The sequence below is a fragment of the Desulfopila sp. IMCC35008 genome (assembly GCF_010646885.2).
Lineage (GTDB): Bacteria > Desulfobacterota > Desulfobulbia > Desulfobulbales > Desulfocapsaceae > Desulfopila.
In genome coordinates this window covers 5,659,032-5,678,545 of record NZ_CP050700.1, presented here as the reverse complement: position 1 = coordinate 5,678,545, position 19,514 = coordinate 5,659,032, and the positions used below count along the sequence as shown (strand labels likewise).

The following is a 19,514-nucleotide window of genomic DNA, read 5'->3' as shown; positions in this document are numbered from 1 at the left end:
GGGTTATCTCATTCCTCTTACTAGAGACCTTACGACCGCTTTATCAGGCCGTGGTATAACAACTGAATCCACGAGATATTTGCCAAGAGCGACCCTGGCTGTCTCCGCCGCGTCCTCCACGGAGGCAACATCTCCGCTGATCACAAAATATGATTTGCCATTGATGCCCTGTCCGGTCACCAGGCGCAAAAGTTGTATGTCAGAGTGTTTGACAGCGCTGTCTGCGGCGACAATACCGGACGAGACATTGCGGCTTTCAATAACCCCGAGCGCTCCACCTTCATAAGCCGGTTCATCTCTTTGCAGAGCTGCCAACAGCTGGGAAGAGACATTGGATAGAACAAAACTGCCGGTAAGGGAACGACCGGAATCCTGCGCATATTTCACGGAGGTAGATACCGCTTCACGATCTCCACCCAGAAAAACGAGGTACCTGCCTGAGCATATGGTCGATGCGCGGATCAGCTCCACATCCGCTTCTTTCATCATGGCATCGGACAATGCAACACCGGCGGCGATCGTCTTTGCTTCTACAATTCCAAGTGAATCCATGACGTGTTTCCCCGATTTACCCTTCGCTTCCGTCAATTATGCCAACGATGGCGGCATCAACCGGAGAGTCCTCAATGCTCAGGGCTTTACGTGCTGAACTACCTGTGGTGACGAGAACAGGTTCGCCTATGCCCGCTCCAACACAATCAACCGCGACGAAGCTCTCATGTTCAGCGTCGCTGCTGATATCGATGCGGCGAACTATCATGAGTTTGAGGCCGTTAAGGGTCTCTTCTTTACGTGTTGCCCATACATTGCCGATAACTTTGCAAATAATCATTGAGCCAAAATCCTTATAAACACTTCTGAATGTTAACAGTCAGGCTCCGGGCTGTTTCTGCCGCCAGAGGAGTGATCTGTGCCGTGACAGGTACCATCAAAACAGATGCTTCCTGCTCTTTTGCCTCATTGACAACTTTTTCAGTAACGAGATTCGTATGGAGCCTGATGGTATTGGGACGTTTTGGTTGAAATGGTTTGAGACCGAAACTGCAGAGGGATTCCTCATGGGATTCATAAAGTCTGAATAAAGGCCCCGGTGCGGTCTCACTGTAGGCTCTATATTCAAACTCAAGAACTTCGACTTCAGTGCCATGCAGCATCAGGCTGAGGACTTCAGCTGTATATTTTCCGTGAGCCTTTCCGGTTGCCAGGTCAGCCATGTCCGAACAGGAGAGAAGTGGCAGAATGTAACGAAAAACCGTTTGCCCGTTTACGTCCTCGCCAAAAAAGAAGATGTCGGTCTCACCATCAAGACTTTCCTGAAGTGTTTCCACTACTCGATGGTCTCTTTCAGCCAGCACCATACAGCATTTTTTATGCTCCCGGCCTTGCAGCTGTTTCAGGACCTCCCGGGAAATGGTGCGAACCAGTTCGTTAACATCCATGGGATTGCTCCTATACCCCGCAATTCAAGGCAATACCAAGCGGCGTTACCAGGAACGGGTTGGCTGGCTTGTAAACAGGTTTGCCAATCTCTTTTTCCATAACCTGTTCCATGTTTTTCAAGCAGCATGTGCCGCCTACCAGGTGTACTGCAGAAATGTTACGACCTTCGATATGCTTTTTGACAATCGAACCCATCTTCTGAACAACCGGTCTCACGATGGGAAGAATTTCATCGTGCCGACCAGCCTGTTTCTTCAACTCTTCAGCTTCGATAAAGCTGATGCGATGGTTTCCGGCGAGGACCAGCGACACGTGCGTGCCACCGGTTGCTTCATCAGCAACGTACGTGACTTTGCCGTTTTCCAGAACCGAGAGGCCCGTGGTGCCACCGCCGATATCGACAATGACGCCGTTTTCAAGACCAAGCACCGCGTTGGCAGCAGTCGGCTCATCGAGAACACCGGTTACCTCGAGGCCACCACCCTCTACCACGTAGCTGTGGGTGCGGCAGTCCTTATCGCCGGTTCCCGGCGGGACTGCTATCGCCGCATGGGTCAACTCACGCCCCAGTCGCTCTTTGAGTTTGCCAGCCAGCTTGCGAACGATCCGGGTTGCTCCCATATAGTCCACCACCAGGCCATCCTTTATCACCTGGGCAAATTCCATTTCACAGGCAACGGGCTGCTTCTCACTGTTTAATACAACCACGACTATGTAGGCGGTTCCAAGGTCGACCCCGACGTAGAGTTGTTCATCCGGACGAACAGGAATTGTGTTTTCGAGACAGTTCTCGAGCTCACGAATTTTTGTATCTATAGCTGTAAAGTCCACTGTACACTCCACGGGGTCGCGATTATCAACAGCCCTGAATTCTACCGGTAATGGATTTGTCCCAACTTGCGCCGTTGCCTTCGTCCGGGTCGATATGCATAGCCAGCTTGAAATTTTCGTCTACTCGAACCAGGACGTTGTTGAGCGTTACCGGACGGTCACTATCCAGATGGACATTCACCTTGTCTTTGTCCGACAGGCCGAATGTTCGGGCATCAGCCGGAGACATATGGATATGGCGCGAGGCGATAATTACTCCTTCCTCAAGGCCTACGATCCCGCTCTGGGAGGCAAGGATAATTCCAGGTGTATCGGCAGTATCGCCGGATTGACGCACCGGAGCGTTCACACCGAGCAGCCGGGCGTCGGTTTTAGAAATTTCCACCTGTGAGCTGCTTCGGGACGGGCCGAGTACGGCAACATTATCCATAACGCCTTTAGGGCCGATGAGGCGGACGCGCTCTTTACAGAGAAACTGGTTGGGTTGGGAAAGTTCGCGAACCGGGGTCAACGGCCCGCCGAAAAGGGCAAGAGCATCCTCTTCGCTTAGGTGTACATGTCGTGCCGAGAGTTCAACAGGAATTGCTCCGCAGGCTGAATCGTTACCAGGTGTCTCCGTCTTTGTTTCACCGAGCTGTTCAAGGACGTTTTTCAGCACTACTTCCAGAATGGTATTTAAATCTTTCTCGTTCATGTTCGCTTTGCTTTCGAATCAGCAGAGGGGGCAGTACCCGCCCCCTCTAGTAGTTGCATCGATTATGCTTCAGCTTTTGGAAGAATAATCTCAACTTCGCCGTGCGGACGTGGGATAACGTGTACGCTTACCAGCTCGCCAACATTGGAGGCTGCAGCAGCTCCAGCGTCGGTAGCGGCTTTTACGGCACCAACATCACCGCGTACCATAACGGTAACGAGGCCGCCGCCAACCTGAGTCTTACCCACCAGTGTTACGTTTGCAGCCTTAACCATGGCATCAGCTGCTTCAACCGCGCCTACGAGGCCTTTTGTTTCGATCATTCCGAGTGCGTTGGAAGAGGACATGATATTCTCCTTAATTTTTGGGATTTCAGTTACGTCTTGTGATCATAGATCCACGTTCAGGTTGAGACCTAGACCATCTGTTTCAATTGTTCGACGATCATCGCGGTAATGGCGTTGACATCAATGTTTTCAGAATTACTGCTCGCAGGTGCCGCTTCACAGACCATGTTGTTCAGGTCGTAAGCAATTCTTCTGACGTTCATGAGGTTAAGCGGAGTGACATTATCGGAGGTGGAACTTCCGCCAATTGCGCCGCAACCAAGGGTGAATGCCGGAAACAGCGAGGTGGTAATTCCCACTGCACCATGGGTGGAAGGTGTATTTACAAGCATCCGGGAGACCGGTTTTTTCATACCGAATTCACAGATTACTTCTTCATTTCTGGAGTGAATAGCGAGAGAATGGCCCACACCACCGTTTTCGAGGAGTGCGTGACAGATTTCACAGGCTTCTTTCCAGTCTTCGACAACATAGAATCCGATCAATGCGGTAAGCTTTTCTTTTGAGAAAGGATAGTTCGGACCCACACCCTTTTCATCGGAGATCAGCAACCGTACATTTGCCGGTATCGAGATACCTGCAAGCTGTGCGATGTAAGCCGCATCACGACCAACGATATCCGGGTTCATGCTGCCGTTGGCACGCTCCATAATGCGTTTTACTTTCTCCAGCTCCTCACCTTTCAGAAAGTAGCCGCCCTGGGCGATAAGGGTGGCTTTCACCTTGTCGGCGATAACGGACTCAGTAACGATGGCCTGTTCTGACGCGCATACGGTCCCGTTATCAAAGGTTTTACTGGCGAAAATCTTGGTAATGGCGTCTTCGATGTCGGCGCTTCTCTCGATAAAGGCAGGCACGTTACCGGCCCCTACACCAAGGGCGGGCGTACCGGAACTATACGCTGCCTTGACCATGCCCGGACCGCCGGTTGCAAGAATCAGGTCAGCAACCCTCATGAGCTCTTCGCTGCCCTGGATAGTGGGAACGCTCATGGCATTCACCATGTCCTCAGAGGCACCGCAATCGTGCAGGACTTTACGTATCAGTCCGACGGTCTTGCCGATACATTTTTTGGCACTTGGATGGGGGGTGAAAACAATAGCGTTACCGGCCTTCAGGGCGATAATAGCCTTGTAAATCGTTGTAGAGGTGGGGTTTGTGGAAGGAATGATTCCCGCGATAACGCCCATGGGTACAGCGATTTCGATCAGCTTCTGTTCTTTGTCGTTGCCAAGGACACCAATGGTCTTCATGTCCTTGATTGCTTTGTAAAGCTTTTCGCTGGCCAGAATATTCTTTGTTTTCTTGTCTTTGACTATGCCGAATCCGGTTTCTTCAACAGCCAGTTGTGCGAGTTCTTCAGCCTGATCCAGCGCGGCATCGGCAATGGCTTTAACAATGCTGTCAACGCGCTCCTGATCATATTGGGCAAATTCTGTCTGTGCTGTTTTCGCAGCACGAACAAGAGAACGGGCTTCCTGGATTGACAATAAATCCTTGTCTATCATTTGTTAGCTCCTCTATCTGTAACGTTTAGGATAGCTTCAATCAGTTTTTTCTTTGTTGCGGTCCTGATCTCTTCGCTGGTCAAGGGGAGGTCGATCAATGCCGAAGCGATCTGGCGCAACTTGCTGACGGTTGTTTTTTTGAGTTCAGAAATTGTGTAGCGCGGCACATCCTCATCATCAGCCTGAATACTGCGTCCTGCAGCGCTCTGTTTTGTATCCGATGAATCGGTATCCACAGGAGACTCTTCGACCAAAAGGCACTCCGGCTCGGCCGTAGGCTCTTTTGTCGCGATTATCCGGGCAATTTCCTCATAGGGGCGAGCAATAACGTGCCCTGAGACCAGTTCGGCACCTTCGATGCGGCTTATTGCTGAGATTGCTGCATCGACCGAAGCCCTTACCGCCGACACTTCACCCGCGACAGTAATGGTTACCAGCCCGCCGCCGACCGTGTTTTTTTCAACAAGGCAGACGTCAGCGGCCTTTACCATGGCATCGGCTGCCTCGATGGCTGCGAGCAGTCCCTTTGTTTCAATGAATCCAAGTGACATCATAGTGTACCTCTCCCTGGTCGCATAAAACGCATTCAGCGGACTCGTTAATGGCGAACCACTGACACTGGAAAATTGTATTTCTTAATGCTGTCCTCTATGCGCTCCAGATCAGCATCGCTTAATTTGGGATCACCCTTGATGGGATAGTTCCAGTCAAGCTGGTTGTATTTGTTTACGCCCATCTTGTGATATGGGAGCAGATCGACGCCTTTGAAGTTTTTGTGGTCCTGGTAGGGTTTGAGAAATTCTATAAGCTGGATGATTTCCTTTTCACCATCGTTGACACCTTTCAAGAGAGGCATCCGTATTTTCACGTTGCAGCGATTCTCAAGGAGCCACTGCAGGTTGCCAAGAATCATCTCATTGCGAACGCCGGTCAGCTCGTGATGACGCTCGGAATTCATGTGCTTTACATCAAAGAGGAAGAGATCGGTAAACTCCGCTACTTTTTCGATCACCTTGGGGCGGGCATAGCCACAGGTTTCTATTGCGGTATTAATCCCTCGTTGTCTGCAGACCATGAGAAGATTCGCGGCGGCTTCAGGCTGCATGAGAACTTCTCCGCCACCGAGGGTGACCCCGCCACCGGAAGTATCGTAAAATGGCTTATCTTCCTCAATGATCTCGACAAGCTCAGAGATGGTTTTCAACTCACCCATGATTGCCAGGGCGGATTCCGGGCAGGCTGCCTCACATTTACGACAGCCGATACACTCCTTCTCCCGGTCTACCTGGTGGGTGCCACCGGCTGAAATGGTGTGAATTCCAACCGGGCAGACCGATACACAAGCCGCGCAGTTCACGCAGTTGTCACTCTTGAACAATACCTGTGGGCGCTTTAACTGCCCTTCGGGATTCGAGCACCAGTCGCAACGAAGAGGGCATCCTTGGAAGAACACCAGAGTTCTCACTCCGGGGCCATCATACATATTGTATTTCTGTATGTTGAATATGAGCGCTTTTCTTTCCATGAGGATGCAATCTTGTCGGTTGTGGTTCTTTCGTCGTGACGATTTAATATCAATTAGATTTCATGCAGCATTGTTCTGCTGATGATCTCGTCCTGAACATCTTTGCAGAGCTCAACAAAAAAAGCGCTGTAGCCCGCGACGCGTACAACAAGGTCGCGATATTTTTCCGGATGTTTCTGCGCATCGAGAAGCACATCGTTATCAAGGTAGTTGAACTGCATTTCTCCATTACCCAGCATGCAGGCGGTACGGATGAGGGTAATGATGCCATTCTCCCCTTCGGGCGTATCCAACAGGCCGGACATCAGCTTGAAGTTGTGAACCATGCCAATGTTCATGGAGTCGCTGGCCGTTTTTGAGACGGACTTGATGATGGCGGTTGGTCCCTTGAAGTCGGCTCCCTGGGTAGGGCTGATTCCGTCGGAGAGAGGCATCCACGCATCGCGCCCATTGGCGGATGCGCCAAGGAGCTGACCGAATGGGGTATTATTTGAGATGGAAAGAGTTCCGTGGCTGAGTACAGAGTAGAGTGTTTTGAACTTGCGGTGCTCTCGCTCGGTGAAGTTTATAAGGTCATTAACGAGGAGGTCGGCATAATCATCGTCGTTGCCGTACTTCGGCGCGGCGAGACAATCGGCCTTCACCTGCTCGTATCCCTTGAATTCAGCCTTCAGCGCTTCGTTCAGTTCGGCCAGGGTGTACTTCTTGTCATCGTAGACAAGCTTCTTGATGGCTGCCATGGAGTCTGCATGGGTTGCCAGACCGCTCCAGACCACACCTGGGCCAAAGTTGTACATCGCACCGCCTGCTGAAACGTCCTTGCCGGATTCCATGCAACCTTCGTACATCATCGACATAAGAGGTTTAGGTGCCAGGTCCCTGTGGATGCGCTGGGAAATTACCGTCCCCACGCTCGACCATTTGGTGACGTATTTGATGAGCTCCTTGACAGCAGCGTCGAACTTCTCAAAGGTGTCGAAGGACTCCAGGGGCCCCATGTCAGGGCAGACCTGCTTGCCGTACCAGAGGGGTACACCGTGATTGAGCACCATCTCTATACAGATAGGCCACTGGGTGTAGGCGGTGGAGGTCCACTGGTAAAGACGCCCTGACTTCTGCGGCTCTACGCAACCCATGAGGCAATAGTCTCGAGAGTCCTCGATAGAACATCCCTTGGCCAGCATCATCTTGATATGAGCGTCATCGAAGTGGATCGCCGGAAAACCCATACCCGCGCGGATAACATCAACAATTTTCGTTAAGAATTTCTGCGGAGATTTGTTGTGAACACGAACAGACGGCGATGGCTGGTAGACCTTGACGTGACGCACAGCATCCATGAGAAGATAGGTGAGATCATTCGTGGCATCGTTACCCTCACGCGTCACACCGCCCAGGCACATATTGACGAAAGGCTGGTATCCCGCAAAAAACTTGGAAGCGCCCTCACTGGTAATCCACATCATCTCAGACATCTTGACAAGCATACAACCCGCCAGGTCGAAGGCTTCGTACTCGGTCATACGTCCTGCATCAAGATCCGCCTTGAAGAAGGGGTACATGTACTGGTCGACACGGCCAATGGACATACCCGTCTGGTTTTCTTCCACCACCAGGAGGGATTCGATGGTCCAGACAGCCTGAATCGCTTCCCAGAAAGTCTCGGGCTTGTGGGCGGGAACGCGGGCGTTGACAGCAGAGATTTTTTCCAGTTCCGCTTTACGCTGGGGGTTGGTCTCCTTGGCGGCCAGCTCACAAGCGTAATCCGAAAGACGCTTGGCGTAGATCATCACGCCTTCTGCCGTGTCGATGAGGGACTTGTAGAAGTAGATCTTGTCCATGTCATCGGGGTTCTCGTAATCGAGCTTTGCAAGGTTCTCTTCAGCTTCCCTGACGATGTCGAGCATGCCCTTTTTCATCAGGATGACATCGTATCCGGGATTGGAGTCACCGCCACCGTTTGTCGCATGGTAGGAGCAATCGGTAACGTAAGACTCGCCGGAGAGCTCCCACATTCCTGCTTCGCGGTACTGCTGCTCGCAAAACTCGTCCACGGATTGCCCCTCCCAGAAAGGGAACAGCTCTTCGCGCATGATCTTCTTGTCTTCTTCTGAGATGAAGAAGGGGTCCTGTGCCCTGGTGCCGATGGTATCAAGCTCGTCCTTCACCCAGCGCCAGGCAATGTCCGGGGAAAAGGAGCCGGCACGGGGAGCGCCGCATGGAGAACCGACGATGAGTTCATTCTCCTGGATCACGAGGGGAGCCGTCTCGCAGCAGTATTTGAAACACTTGCCGCGAAGGATCGCCTTTGGCAGTCCTGGGTTTTCCCTGGCGATTTTGGTGATGGCGCGGGCACGATGGGTGGTGATGGTGGGAACGTGCGTTAAGAATTTTTCCTTCAGCTTGACGTGACGTTCAGTCGGACCGTCAGGTATACCGTTGGTCCCAGAGGCAACAGATACGCTTGCACTGGTCGGCTTCTTGAAAACTTCAGCAGAAACACCTTCGAAAATCTTCTTCAATGATGCCCGCTCTTCAGCTGTCAGGTTTTTGGTTGCCTCGGCAAGCTTATTTGAAAAATCGTTAAGATCCACTTTGCTTCCTCCATTTAAGAGATACATTTCATCTATCGATCGTCTATCGAGTGGCAGGTTCAGACAAGGCTTTGATCGCCTCTGTCAGGATGTGTTGTAACGCCTGCGCTTTGCTCGAATCACCGACGCTTGAGTACGTGTCGTCCTTCGGGCAGGGTTTTTCACTGGAAACAGGTTCAGCTTCCAAACGGGCCATCCGTCGTACGCCGTATCCAACCTTTCTTTTGTAGATCAGATTCATGGGCGATACGTTATCGGAGGTAATTCCATACCCGGCAGAGCCGCTGCCAAGGGTCATGGCTGGGAATAGATTTGTGGTTGCCCCCATGCCTCCGAATGAAGCCGGGGTGTTGACGAGCAGTCTGCCAACAGGTTTTTTCAGGGCAAACTGTCTGATCACTTCTTCATCACCTGAATGGATCACCAGGGTGTGAGAATTTCTTTCGTGAAGCAGGAGTTCTATACATTTCTCGCAGGCGTGCATCCAGTCTGCTTCCTCATAGAGAGCAAGAACCGGAGAGAGTATTTCTCTACAATACGGGTCGTCCTCGGAAACATATTTCCGTTGGGCGACCAGGACGGATGTGCCTTCAGGAATTGTAAAGTTGGCTCTTTTGGCCAGTACTCCGGCTGACATACCAACCAGCCCCTTTCTTCGTTGTCCTGCGGGGCAGAACAGCAGGTCAGCCAGCCGAAGCGACTCTTCATCAGACATGAAGTAGGCGCCATTGGCCTGCAGAATGTGCCTGACTTCCTCAGCTATGCAGGCGTCAGCGACAATGGATTGTTCGGCAGAGGGGGCGATGCCGTTGTCAAAAGTCTTGCTGGCGACGATATCCCTGACCGCCTGCTCGAGGTTTGCAGTTCGTTCAATAAATGCAGGCCCATTGCCGGTTCCACCGTAGATAACCGGTTTTCCGGTAGCCTGTGCGTCATCGAGCATTGCTGAAACGCCGGTTACCATTATCAGTGAGGTTGACGGATGGTTCATCAATTCCCTGGTACCGCTCTTTGCAACGGGAGCCAGATAGGAAAGGCATCCTATAGGCAGACCGTTCGCTTCAGCTACCTCGATTATTATATCCAGGACAGTGCTTATGCACTTTCTCGCGCCAGGATGAGGGGAGAAGAGAATGGCATTGCCGGACTTGATGGCAAGCAGGGATTTGTAGATGGTTGTAGAAACAGGGCTGGTAACCGGACAAAGAGCTACAATTACCCCGACAGGAACACCAATTTCCATGATCTGTGCCTGCGGGTCCCGGCTGATGATGCCAACACAGCGCATGCCGTGCAGATGATTTCGGAGATTACGGCAGACAAATTGATTTTTAAGGCACTTGTCCTGCCATTTGCCGCTGTCAGTCTCTTCATGGGACAAGAGAGCCAGAGATCTGGCCTCATTTTCTACAGCTTCAGCGACACACGCAACAATCTTATCCAGCTTTTCTTGGGGAAATGCTGCCAGCTTCTTTTGTGCTTCAAAAGCATTTTCTGCCATGATTCTGGCATGCTGTATGGAGAGTAAATCATTATCGACAATCATCTGTTATCCCTTCATCTCCGCTGAGCCGGTTGCCTGTGTTATCCCTAAAACCCCGTCTGGAGGAAAAACCTCTTTCTCCCTACGGAAGAAGATTTTCGATGTCGTAGATTTTGGTGATTTTTCTCAGGTCAGGATGTGGGGTCGGAATAACAAGGGAGCTGTGAATCTCTGCGCCCATCTCTTCAACAGCCTTAACACCTGCTTCAACAGCAGCCTGGCATGCACCAACATCGCCTTCCACCAGAACGGAGATATAACCGGAGGCGACGTTTTCATAGCCTACGAGTTGTACGTCTGCGGCTTTTACCATTGCATCAGCTGCCTCAAGGACAAAGACAATCCCAAAGGTTTCGATAAAACCCATAGCCCTGGGCCTGGCAGTCTCGGCTTCGTCGCTGCTGTCTTCAACAGCATGTACTGAAACCACATCGCCGACAGCGCGGATTGGTCGGGGCATAACGTTTTGAGCCGTCAACTTACCAATTTCCGATGCAGCTGCGGCGCCAGCTTCAACTGAGGCTTTAACGGCAGCAACATCACCTTTAACCATTACTGCTACCAGGGTAGAACCGATGTTTTCATACGAAATCAACTGCACATCGGCAGTTTTAAGCATAGTGTCCGCGCCGCTGATGGCAGGAACCATTCCCAGAGTTTCAATAAGGCCGAGTGCCTCTTCGCCATAATATCTCAATGTGTTCTCCCGGTGTGGGTTACTCAGTAAAACTGCATTGCTTTAGGTCATTTGGTGCCGAAAGAAATGACTTCTTCCTCACACCGCCGTCACTGTACCCCCTGCCCTTAAGGGGAAAGTCAATATACTTTTTTAAAAAACTGGTATAATTCTGTAATAAATTGATTTTACAGAACTTAAAGGGAAACAGGGTTTCAGGATGCTGTATCAGCGGCAAAAATTCCATGAGGTGGCGTTGGAAATGACTTTTCCAATAGGTGAATCTGATTTTTTTGCCTTTTTCCAGCTAATCGATGACTGACGTCAATTGATAGGGAGCGGGACTGGAAATTGAGATGGCTACATCATATACAACTGATATAATTTAATTAAATATCGATTCGAGGAGTTCAATCTCTTCAGGCTGGTTGCTTCAGGTTATGGCACAATATTCAACTTTCCACGGAGAATAAGGGTCTTAGCAATGATTCTCAAACTGGTCTTTTTTTCAAGCCAGATAAAATATAACTAAGCACAAGTAATGATTAACAAATAGGACATTTACCCTGATGATTTACATTTCAAACCGGAAAAAACACCATTGACATTCCCCTTAGGGGGAACGGTTACAATGTCGGCGTCCTTCCCCTGGAGGGTAAGGGGGAAAGATTCCCGTTATGGTAGGTGTCCTTGCAATCCTGTTGGGGCATTGTGTATTAAAGTTACTTTTAGATCATCTTAAAACATGAGGAGACGACAATGACCCGAGCAACAGTAACTGTTAACCCGGCAGCCGTCGCTGCGAAACGAAAACTGGCTTCCAGTTTTCGCCGTCGGGGCATTATGGTTGCCCTATTTTCTGGGTTGGCATACGGCTTTTACACTGCATTTATGACCTTGGGTATGTCCAAAGGAGTGTGGGTTGAGTGGTATGGTGAAAATTCCGGTCTTTCTACTTTTGCCGTATTGTATCTGCTGGGTGCCCTTGGTGCGGCGACCACAGATACCTGTAGCGCGCTCTGGGCTATTGTAATTGCAAATGTACGAGGACGCTTCAGCGATTTTCTCCGCTGTATAAAAACCAAACCCGGCATGGTAATGGTAGCTGCCGCTATTATTGGTGGTCCGCTGGCCAGTACAGCATATGTAGTCGGTCTGCAGATGGCAGGTTCTCTGGTAGTACCTATTGCAGCTCTCTGTCCGGCTATCGGGGCAATCCTTGGCAGAGTCTGGTTCAAGCAGCAATTGACCCCCCGCATGCTGTTGGGTATTGCTATCTGCTTCGCTGCGAGTTTCATGATCGGCAGCACCGGACTCGGTGATAATGTACCGGATAACCTGATGTTAGGTCTTTTCTTCGGCTTCATTGCCGCTTTTGCCTGGGGTGTTGAAGGGTGCGTTTGCGGTTACGGTACGTCCATGATCGATCCTGAAATCGGAATCACCATCCGCCAGGTTACCGCAGGTATCTCCAACCTTTTCATCCTCGTGCCTCTCTTTGCGATTATCGCCAAGGTTGACGCGGTGGGGATGGTTGTCCAGTCTTTCACAGACACCGAGTCCATTCTCTGGTTTGCTCTTGCAGGTCTGAGCGCATATGCGGCATTCATGTACTGGTACAAAGGGAACGCCATGTGCGGCGCAGCCCTCGGCATGTCCTGTAACGGTACCTTCTCTTTCTGGGGACCATTCGTCTGCTGGATCGTTCTTGGAGTCGTATTTAAATTCGAAGGCTGGACGATGCCTCCTATCGCCTGGGCAGCTGCCGTCGTGATGGTTATCGGTATCTTTATTATCGCTGTGAATCCACTGGATTTATTCAAAAAGTCTAATGAGGAGGTAGCCTCAATATGATCCCTCTTAACTACGCTATTCTGAAATTGTTCACCAAAATCAAGGAAGGTTGTGCAGATGATGTCATGGACGCCCTGAAAGGTAACTACGGCACCTTCAAAGCTTTCAAAAAAGATGCAATCATCAACGCGCTGATGACAGCCGAAGCGAATGGTTTGCTTGAAGAATCCCGATTCGATCTTGATTCAAACAATGAGCTGAGAGTGTACTATCGGGCTCATAAAGAAGGCGCTGCGACGATCAATCAGTACATCAAAGATTGACGGAAATACGCACTAAAGAGTATATAGGGGGAGCTGTTTTCCAGGAGAGGACGCTCCCCCCCTCTATATGAGAATGTTTCGCCCGCCCATTGGAGCAGCCTTTTCAGGACAATTGAGATGTAAGGCAATGTAGTAAGTACCCTGCCCTTAGGGAAAGGGCGAAGCAGAATACAGTAAAACCAAGGCAGAGTAGAGCTGAACGATGAAAAATAAGAACCAGTACTTCATCGGTGACATGAGCCGCATGTGCAATATATCCAAGAAGGCACTGCGTTATTATGATCAGATCAACTTAATTCCCTCACACCGGGACGGTTGTAACAACTACCGCTTCTACACGGATGAGTCAGTATTGGCTGTACCGGTCATTAAATACTATAAACAGATGGGGTTTACCCTGGAAGAGATGAAAGAATTCATCGAAGGGAACAACACCAATGTTTTCAAAACCATTCAACACTCTTTTCAAGCCAAGATCGAAGAGCTCGGTAAAAACCAGGAAGAGATACACCGAAAATATGTATCTGTTAAAGATTGGCACGAGCTGATTATTGAAGCAGAAACTGTAATTGACAACGATATTCGTGAAGTGGCCATCAAGTTTATTGAGCCCTCCGACATCCTTTTTCAGGATCAGGTCTTTGAAAACGACCTCAAGTCTTCGATCATTAATCTCCAGTTCACCCGATATGTTGAAGATCTGAAGAATGAAATTACAGGTCCGGTGATTATCAACTATTCCTCTGTCCAAGACAGGATTGACAGGAAAGATCAGGAAATCAAAATTTTGCAGAAGACCATCATGCCGTGTCCTGAAGAGAATCAGTACAGGTTCGGAGGGAAAATGATGCTTTCCTGCTATCACATAGGGTCTCACGATAATCTCCATGAGACATATCTGAAGATCGAAAAATGGGCAAGTGAGAACAGGTATCAGCTCAGCAATGAGTCCTTTGAACGGTACGTAACCGATTACTGGACGACCAGTAATACCTCAAAGTTCGTCACTGAAATATTGATAGAGGCTTCACGCCGCGAAGTTGCCCCTTAAGATAAACAGTGGTGTTATGCATTATTTCTAGCATGCCATGATTTTGAATGATCACCCCTTTGGCGTCCATATCAAAACACCCTCTACAAGTCCCCCTCCAGTCATATTTTTCTTAGTGCTGTGATGATGAAATATCATCGATCTCGATTATTCTCATTTACGACGCCACCATCATGCCGGAACGGTCTCATGGCACCGGTATACAACAGTTGGGTACCGACTCATAACCCGGGGTAACTCTCTCCGCGCCCCTGCACGATAGCGATAAGGACCGGGTACTCGGGTGTGGTGTTGTGGGGGGAAGCTGCAGTCGTTTGCCGGGTAAGAAGAGAAAGATGGGGAAAAAGCCCTCTATTACGCCCCTGCTTCCCCTTTATAGCCTTTGTAATGGGTGAGCACCTTTGAGACATAACGAACCGTCTCGGGTATTTTAGGGATGCCTTTTGCCCTTCTTACAGCACCAGGACCGGCGTTGTATGCCGCAATGGAGAGCACCAGATTACCGTTGAAGATATCCAGCATCCTGCGCAGATAGCGGGTACCGCCATTGATATTTTCTTTAGGATTGAAAGGATCGTGAACCCGCAGTTCACGCGCTGTTTGGGGCATGAGCTGCATGAGCCCCTGGGCGCCCTTCTTGGAAACGGCCCGACTGTTAAAACCGGACTCGGCCAGGATAACGGCCTTAATCAGGTGAGGATCTACGTTGTAGCGATTCCCCGCCGCCCAGATCGCCCGGTCAAAGGCTTTTGGGTCGTAACTGGCTGGTGATTTCCAGCGGTTTCGGCGTTTTTGCGGCCCACTGCCTAAAGCAACACAGCCTCCTGAAGACGGGGCATTGGTGTAGCTTATTTTCCCCCTGCTGTCCTTGCAGGCAAACATCTGGCCCTGGGCCAGGCTGACAAAAAACAGCATGGACACGCAAAGACAAAAGGAGACACTGTAGCGGGCTGCGGGAATACGCATCATATAAAAAAATCGCAAGCAGGCGAAAAGGATGAAACCTTTTCGCCTGTGTGTACCGCATAAATTACTTTGCCCGCTTCTCCCAATCGGCCAGGAACTGCTCCATGCCGATATCGGTAAGCGGATGCTTTGCCAACTGCTCGATAACCTTGAGCGGGATAGTGGCGATGTCGGCACCGATCAGCGCCGAATCCGTCACATGCTGCGGGCTGCGTACGCTGGCAACAATCACTTCACTCTGATACCCGTAGTTGTCATAAACGGTCACGATATCACTGATCAGCTCCATACCCTGAACGCCGATATCATCAAGTCTGCCGACGAAGGGGCTGACATAGGTCGCTCCCGCTTTAGCGGCCAGCAGGGCCTGGGCGGCGGAGAAAACCAGGGTCACATTGGTCTTGATACCTTCGGCGGTCAGCCTTTTAACAGCCTTGATGCCCTCGGTGATCATCGGGATCTTGATAACGATCTTGTCGCTGATCTTGACCAACTCACGTGCCTCGGCAACCATTCCATCTGCTTCCAGGCTCACGACCTCAGCGCTTACCGGACCTTCCACGATCTCGCAGATCTCCTTGATGATCTCTTCAAACGGTTTGTCTTCCTTGGCAATAAGGGAAGGGTTGGTGGTAACACCGTCCACCATACCCATCTCCACACCTTTCTTTATTTCTTCAATATTCGCTGTATCGATGAAAAACTTCATCCCTGTTCTCCTTTTTGATATATATATGTATTACAACATTCCTGACTGCAAAAATAAAAAACCTCATCCCCGTCCTGCCAACTTACGGCCTGTTGCCTTGGCACCAGGGTGTGACAGACAGGGTCTTCTTCCAAAACATCGCTTGTGGGGAACTCCCCATTCGGCTCTTTGGGAGCCTGGCCGCGATTCACCTTCTTCCGGCCACCGAACAGTAACCGGTAACCGATATAGAGCAGTATGGCGATAACTATCAGCCGAAGAGGGCTCATAATGTACCTCTCTGATCGTTACTGTTGAACATCCGCTTCAGTTTCAGGCTGAATCCCAGCTGTTTCTGCTTATCAGCTGTTTACGTTCAAGCCCCTGTTCGATTTTAGCCAGCAGACGCGTCTCCAGCTCACTCACCGGTACATGATACTTGATATCTATAAATTCCGGCGCGATTTCACAAAGAGGCGTCAGCACAAACAACCGGTTGTACAGGTGCGGATGGGGCAGATCCAGATCCGGCTCATCCAGCTCAACTTCACCGTAATAGATAAGGTCAAGGTCTATGGGCCTGTCTTCGTAACCAAACGCCCCCTCTCCCCGCACCCGGCCAAGAGCCGTCTCAACCGCCAGCAATTTTGCCAGCAGCCGGTGAGGGGGATGTGTAGTACGCAATTCGCCAACACAGTTGGTAAACCAATGTTGGCTATGCATGTCGACGGGTGCGGTCATATACGGGTCGGATAAGCGAACACATTCGATGCCCTCCTCCTCTCCCAGGAGAGCCCAGGCCTGGAGGAGTGTCTCCGCGCTATCGCCGAGATTGGAACCAAGACCGATAAATATACGTTGTTGCACAGAACTCATAGTCTTCCGCTTACAGGTCGTCCAGGCCGAGCACGTCGAACATGGAATAGACCCCGTTTTCCCGACCCATTATCCAGGCTGCCGCCGTAACGGCGCCTTTAGCAAAATGATCGCGACTGTGTGCCCGGTGCGTCAACTCGATGCGCTCACCCGGACCGGCAAAATAGACGGTGTGTTCACCAACGATATCAGCCGCGCGAATTGACTGGATACCTATTTCTTCCGGTTTACGCTCGCCGATGATGCCGTTTCGTTCAAAAACACCAACCTCAGAAAGTTTTGTATTCACGCCTTCCGCAGCCAGTTCGCCAAGCCTGATGGCCGTACCGCTCGGAGCATCTTTTTTCTTATTGTGGTGTGCCTCGACAATCTCGATATCGAAATCACTGCCAAGAATGGCCGCAGTCTTCTTGACCAGTTTGAACAGCACGTTAACACAAACAGACATATTGGGGGCCTGGACGCAGGGAAAATTCTCAGCCAACTGTCGCAACTCAGCCAGGTTCTCCCCGGTGAGACCGGTTGTGCCAATCACCATGGCCCTGTTATGTTGAGCTGCTATCCGGGCAAACCCCATGGTCGCCGCGTGAAAGGTAAAGTCGATGATGACATCGCCCTTATCGACCACCGCTTCCAGCCCTTCCTCGATGATCACCCCGTTTTTCTCCCCAAACACCAGCTCTCCGGCATCCCGTCCTATCGCCGGGCTCCCGGTTGCCTCAAAAGCAGCGCTGTATTCGAGTTCCGGGTGAGCGGCAACCATATGGGCAATGCGCTGCCCCATCCTGCCGGCCGCACCCGCAATGATGACCTTAACCATTCAATTTCCCTCCTGTCTGTAATCTATCCCGGTTAGAGCATGCCGATTTCAGCCAGCGCTTCTTTCAGTTTGGCATCTGTCGGCTCATCCACGACCGTAATCGGTAAACGGGGTGTTTCATCCACGATCTTCCCCATAAGCTTCAGCGCCCTCTTGGCCGGTGCCGGGCTGGGGCAGGCAAACATGAGCTTCATGAGCCGAAACAGCCTGTAATGCAGCTCCTTGGAACGCGTAACGTCCCCGGCAAGTGCTGCGTTCATAAGATCGGACATACCCTTCGGATCCACATTGGAGACCACAGATATCACACCCTTGCCACCAACAAAAACTGTCGGCATAGAAGTGAAATCGTCACCGGAAAGCAGGATGAAATCATCCGGGCACAGGCGCAGCACATCGCTAATCTGCTCCAGACTGCCGCACGCTTCCTTGATGCCGATAACATTTTCGAGCTGGGCCAGGCGTGCCGTTGTTTCAGGTTGGATATTGACCACTGTCCGGCCCGGCACATTGTAGAGAAAGGTCGGGATATCCACCGCGTCACACACCGCTTTAAAGTGCTGGTAAATACCTTCCTGGCTCGGCTTGTTGTAATACGGCGCAACAGAAAGCACCGCATCAGCCCCCGACTCCTTGGCGCTTTCGGTAAACTCGATAGCCTCCAGGGTATTGTTGGCACCGGTACCGGCTATAACAGGAACCCGGCCGGCTACGGTCTTCACCGTCAACTCGACAACCCGTTTATGCTCATCAAATCCAAGAGTGGCGGATTCGCCGGTGGTACCGCACGGTACAATACCGTGGATTCCGTTAGCTATCTGGTACTCTATTAGATCTATCAATCCTTTTTCATCAACCTTTCCATCACGAAAGGGGGTAACTAACGCTGTTAACGCTCCGTGAAATCGTTCCATGATCTCCTCCCGGTATCTCGTCCTCTATTACAGCAGAGACTCTGCTGTTAACTGCCCTGAATAAATAACCCTGGTAGCCCCCTGCATATATACTTTCTGCACCGCGCCACCATCTTCAGTCAGGTCAAAAAATATTTCCAATTTGTCACCGCCCGAAGTACGTACCCGGATAGGCGAACTCATTCCTTTCTCCAAAACAGCCATAATGGCCGAGGCCACGCAACCGGTACCGCAAGCCATTGTTTCATCTTCCACTCCACGCTCATAGGTGCGGACCTTCAACTCGTTTTCGCCACAGACGGTAACAAAGTTTGCATTTGCTCCTTGCGGTTGAAACAACTCGTGGAAACGGACCTTGCGCCCCCAGATCTTGACCGGCGCCTCCTCGTTATCAAGAAAGATAACCGCGTGCGGCACACCCGTATTGACGAAGTGCACCTGTCTCTCAATGCCATCCAGATTCAAGGCCTGGTTACGGCGATAGTCGAACGGTTCGGTCATCAGGATAGATACCTCTTCTCCCTCCCCGAGTATCTTGGCCTCGATAATCCCGGCAACGGTTTCAAAGCGCATGGACTTACTGGCCATACCCTTCTCATACGCAAATCGAGCTGTACAGCGTGCACCGTTCCCGCACATTTCGGCAATGGAACCATCCGAATTGTAAAAGCGCCAGCGAAAATCAGCAACGTCGGAGCTTTCCAGCAATATCAAGCCATCCGCCCCAACGGAGAACATTCTACGGCATACTTTTTTAGCAAATTCAGCCTGTTCACTGAGCGGGATAAACATCTCACGATGGTCGATGATAATGAAGTCATTACCCGTTCCGCTCATTTTATCAAATTTAATGGGGAAATGTATTGTCATCTCTTTACACCCTGTCATTTTTTATTCTCCCCCAACAACAAGAAGCCCTCCAGT

21 protein-coding genes and 2 pseudogenes are annotated in these 19,514 nt (G+C 50.7%); 3 read left to right on the top strand and 20 right to left on the bottom strand.

Annotated features, from left to right (window positions below):
• Positions 1-3: 3 nt before the first annotated feature.
• The 13 genes and pseudogenes from GA520_RS24320 to GA520_RS27345 form a co-directional block, all read right to left on the bottom strand.
• Complete coding sequence (locus GA520_RS24320; protein ID WP_163336004.1) at positions 4-552, bottom strand: BMC domain-containing protein; 549 nt, start codon at positions 550-552, stop codon at positions 4-6.
• 16 nt (positions 553-568) lie between these two features.
• Positions 569-832, bottom strand: a complete 264-nt coding sequence (locus GA520_RS24315) for a EutN/CcmL family microcompartment protein (protein WP_163336003.1) — start codon at positions 830-832, stop codon at positions 569-571.
• 13 nt (positions 833-845) lie between these two features.
• Positions 846-1,439: a hypothetical protein gene (locus GA520_RS24310; protein WP_163336002.1), complete on the bottom strand. Its 594-nt coding sequence runs from the start codon at positions 1,437-1,439 to the stop codon at positions 846-848.
• A gap of 10 nt (positions 1,440-1,449) precedes the next feature.
• The gene (eutJ, locus tag GA520_RS24305; RefSeq protein ID WP_163336001.1) at positions 1,450-2,271 is read right to left on the bottom strand and encodes an ethanolamine utilization protein EutJ; all 822 of its coding nucleotides are present in this window, start codon (positions 2,269-2,271) and stop codon (positions 1,450-1,452) included.
• 25 nt (positions 2,272-2,296) lie between these two features.
• The gene (locus tag GA520_RS24300) at positions 2,297-2,965 is read right to left on the bottom strand and encodes a phosphate propanoyltransferase (RefSeq protein WP_163336000.1); all 669 of its coding nucleotides are present in this window, start codon (positions 2,963-2,965) and stop codon (positions 2,297-2,299) included.
• Positions 2,966-3,027: 62 nt separating this feature from the next.
• Positions 3,028-3,312 carry an ethanolamine utilization microcompartment protein EutM gene (gene eutM, locus GA520_RS24295; protein WP_163335999.1) on the bottom strand — a complete coding sequence of 95 codons (285 nt, stop codon included), beginning with the start codon at positions 3,310-3,312 and terminating at the stop codon, positions 3,028-3,030.
• 68 nt (positions 3,313-3,380) lie between these two features.
• The gene (locus GA520_RS24290; RefSeq protein ID WP_163335998.1) at positions 3,381-4,820 is read right to left on the bottom strand and encodes an acetaldehyde dehydrogenase (acetylating); all 1,440 of its coding nucleotides are present in this window, start codon (positions 4,818-4,820) and stop codon (positions 3,381-3,383) included.
• The gene (locus GA520_RS24285; protein WP_163335997.1) at positions 4,817-5,374 is read right to left on the bottom strand and encodes a BMC domain-containing protein; all 558 of its coding nucleotides are present in this window, start codon (positions 5,372-5,374) and stop codon (positions 4,817-4,819) included. The genes GA520_RS24290 and GA520_RS24285 overlap by 4 nt, the downstream gene beginning before the upstream one ends.
• A 44-nt stretch (positions 5,375-5,418) precedes the next feature.
• Complete coding sequence (gene cutD, locus GA520_RS24280) at positions 5,419-6,345, bottom strand: choline TMA-lyase-activating enzyme (RefSeq protein WP_163335996.1); 927 nt, start codon at positions 6,343-6,345, stop codon at positions 5,419-5,421.
• A 53-nt stretch (positions 6,346-6,398) separates the two neighbouring features.
• Positions 6,399-8,939, bottom strand: coding sequence for a choline trimethylamine-lyase (gene cutC / locus GA520_RS24275; protein WP_163335995.1), 2,541 nt, complete (start codon positions 8,937-8,939; stop codon positions 6,399-6,401).
• A gap of 43 nt (positions 8,940-8,982) precedes the next feature.
• Positions 8,983-10,485 carry an aldehyde dehydrogenase family protein gene (locus tag GA520_RS24270; RefSeq protein ID WP_163335994.1) on the bottom strand — a complete coding sequence of 501 codons (1,503 nt, stop codon included), beginning with the start codon at positions 10,483-10,485 and terminating at the stop codon, positions 8,983-8,985.
• Between the two features lie 79 nt (positions 10,486-10,564).
• Positions 10,565-10,792, bottom strand: a pseudogene (locus GA520_RS27350) (BMC domain-containing protein); the annotation flags it as partial.
• A gap of 96 nt (positions 10,793-10,888) precedes the next feature.
• Positions 10,889-11,179 (bottom strand): annotated as a pseudogene (locus GA520_RS27345) (BMC domain-containing protein); the annotation flags it as partial.
• A gap of 738 nt (positions 11,180-11,917) precedes the next feature.
• Between GA520_RS27345 and GA520_RS24260 the strand changes: the two are divergent.
• The 3 genes from GA520_RS24260 (at position 11,918) to GA520_RS24250 (ending at position 14,326) form a co-directional block, all read left to right on the top strand.
• Positions 11,918-13,012: a hypothetical protein gene (locus GA520_RS24260; protein ID WP_163335992.1), complete on the top strand. Its 1,095-nt coding sequence runs from the start codon at positions 11,918-11,920 to the stop codon at positions 13,010-13,012.
• Positions 13,009-13,275: a hypothetical protein gene (locus GA520_RS24255; RefSeq protein ID WP_163335991.1), complete on the top strand. Its 267-nt coding sequence runs from the start codon at positions 13,009-13,011 to the stop codon at positions 13,273-13,275. Before GA520_RS24260 ends, GA520_RS24255 begins: the two co-directional genes overlap by 4 nt.
• Positions 13,276-13,477: 202 nt before the next feature.
• On the top strand, positions 13,478-14,326 hold the full coding sequence (locus tag GA520_RS24250; RefSeq protein ID WP_163335990.1) for a MerR family transcriptional regulator: 849 nt from the start codon (positions 13,478-13,480) through the stop codon (positions 14,324-14,326).
• A gap of 354 nt (positions 14,327-14,680) precedes the next feature.
• Here the strand turns inward: GA520_RS24250 and GA520_RS24245 are convergent, their stop codons facing one another.
• The 7 genes from GA520_RS24245 to dapF form a co-directional block, all read right to left on the bottom strand.
• A complete protein-coding gene (locus tag GA520_RS24245; protein ID WP_240910034.1) occupies positions 14,681-15,295 on the bottom strand; it encodes a transglycosylase SLT domain-containing protein in 615 nt (204 codons plus the stop codon).
• A 61-nt stretch (positions 15,296-15,356) separates the two neighbouring features.
• A complete protein-coding gene (gene fsa, locus GA520_RS24240; RefSeq protein WP_163335989.1) occupies positions 15,357-16,001 on the bottom strand; it encodes a fructose-6-phosphate aldolase in 645 nt (214 codons plus the stop codon).
• Positions 15,998-16,270 (bottom strand): TRASH domain protein, encoded by a 273-nt coding sequence (locus GA520_RS24235; protein ID WP_163335988.1) that lies wholly within the window; start codon positions 16,268-16,270, stop codon positions 15,998-16,000. The genes fsa and GA520_RS24235 overlap by 4 nt, the downstream gene beginning before the upstream one ends.
• A gap of 43 nt (positions 16,271-16,313) precedes the next feature.
• A complete protein-coding gene (gene folK, locus GA520_RS24230) occupies positions 16,314-16,856 on the bottom strand; it encodes a 2-amino-4-hydroxy-6-hydroxymethyldihydropteridine diphosphokinase (RefSeq protein ID WP_163335987.1) in 543 nt (180 codons plus the stop codon).
• A 10-nt stretch (positions 16,857-16,866) separates the two neighbouring features.
• Positions 16,867-17,676 (bottom strand): 4-hydroxy-tetrahydrodipicolinate reductase, encoded by an 810-nt coding sequence (gene dapB / locus GA520_RS24225; RefSeq protein ID WP_163335986.1) that lies wholly within the window; start codon positions 17,674-17,676, stop codon positions 16,867-16,869.
• Between the two features lie 32 nt (positions 17,677-17,708).
• Positions 17,709-18,590: a 4-hydroxy-tetrahydrodipicolinate synthase gene (gene dapA / locus GA520_RS24220; RefSeq protein ID WP_163335985.1), complete on the bottom strand. Its 882-nt coding sequence runs from the start codon at positions 18,588-18,590 to the stop codon at positions 17,709-17,711.
• Between the two features lie 27 nt (positions 18,591-18,617).
• Positions 18,618-19,478, bottom strand: coding sequence for a diaminopimelate epimerase (dapF, locus tag GA520_RS24215; RefSeq protein WP_240910033.1), 861 nt, complete (start codon positions 19,476-19,478; stop codon positions 18,618-18,620).
• Between the last annotated feature and the right edge of the window lie 36 nt (positions 19,479-19,514).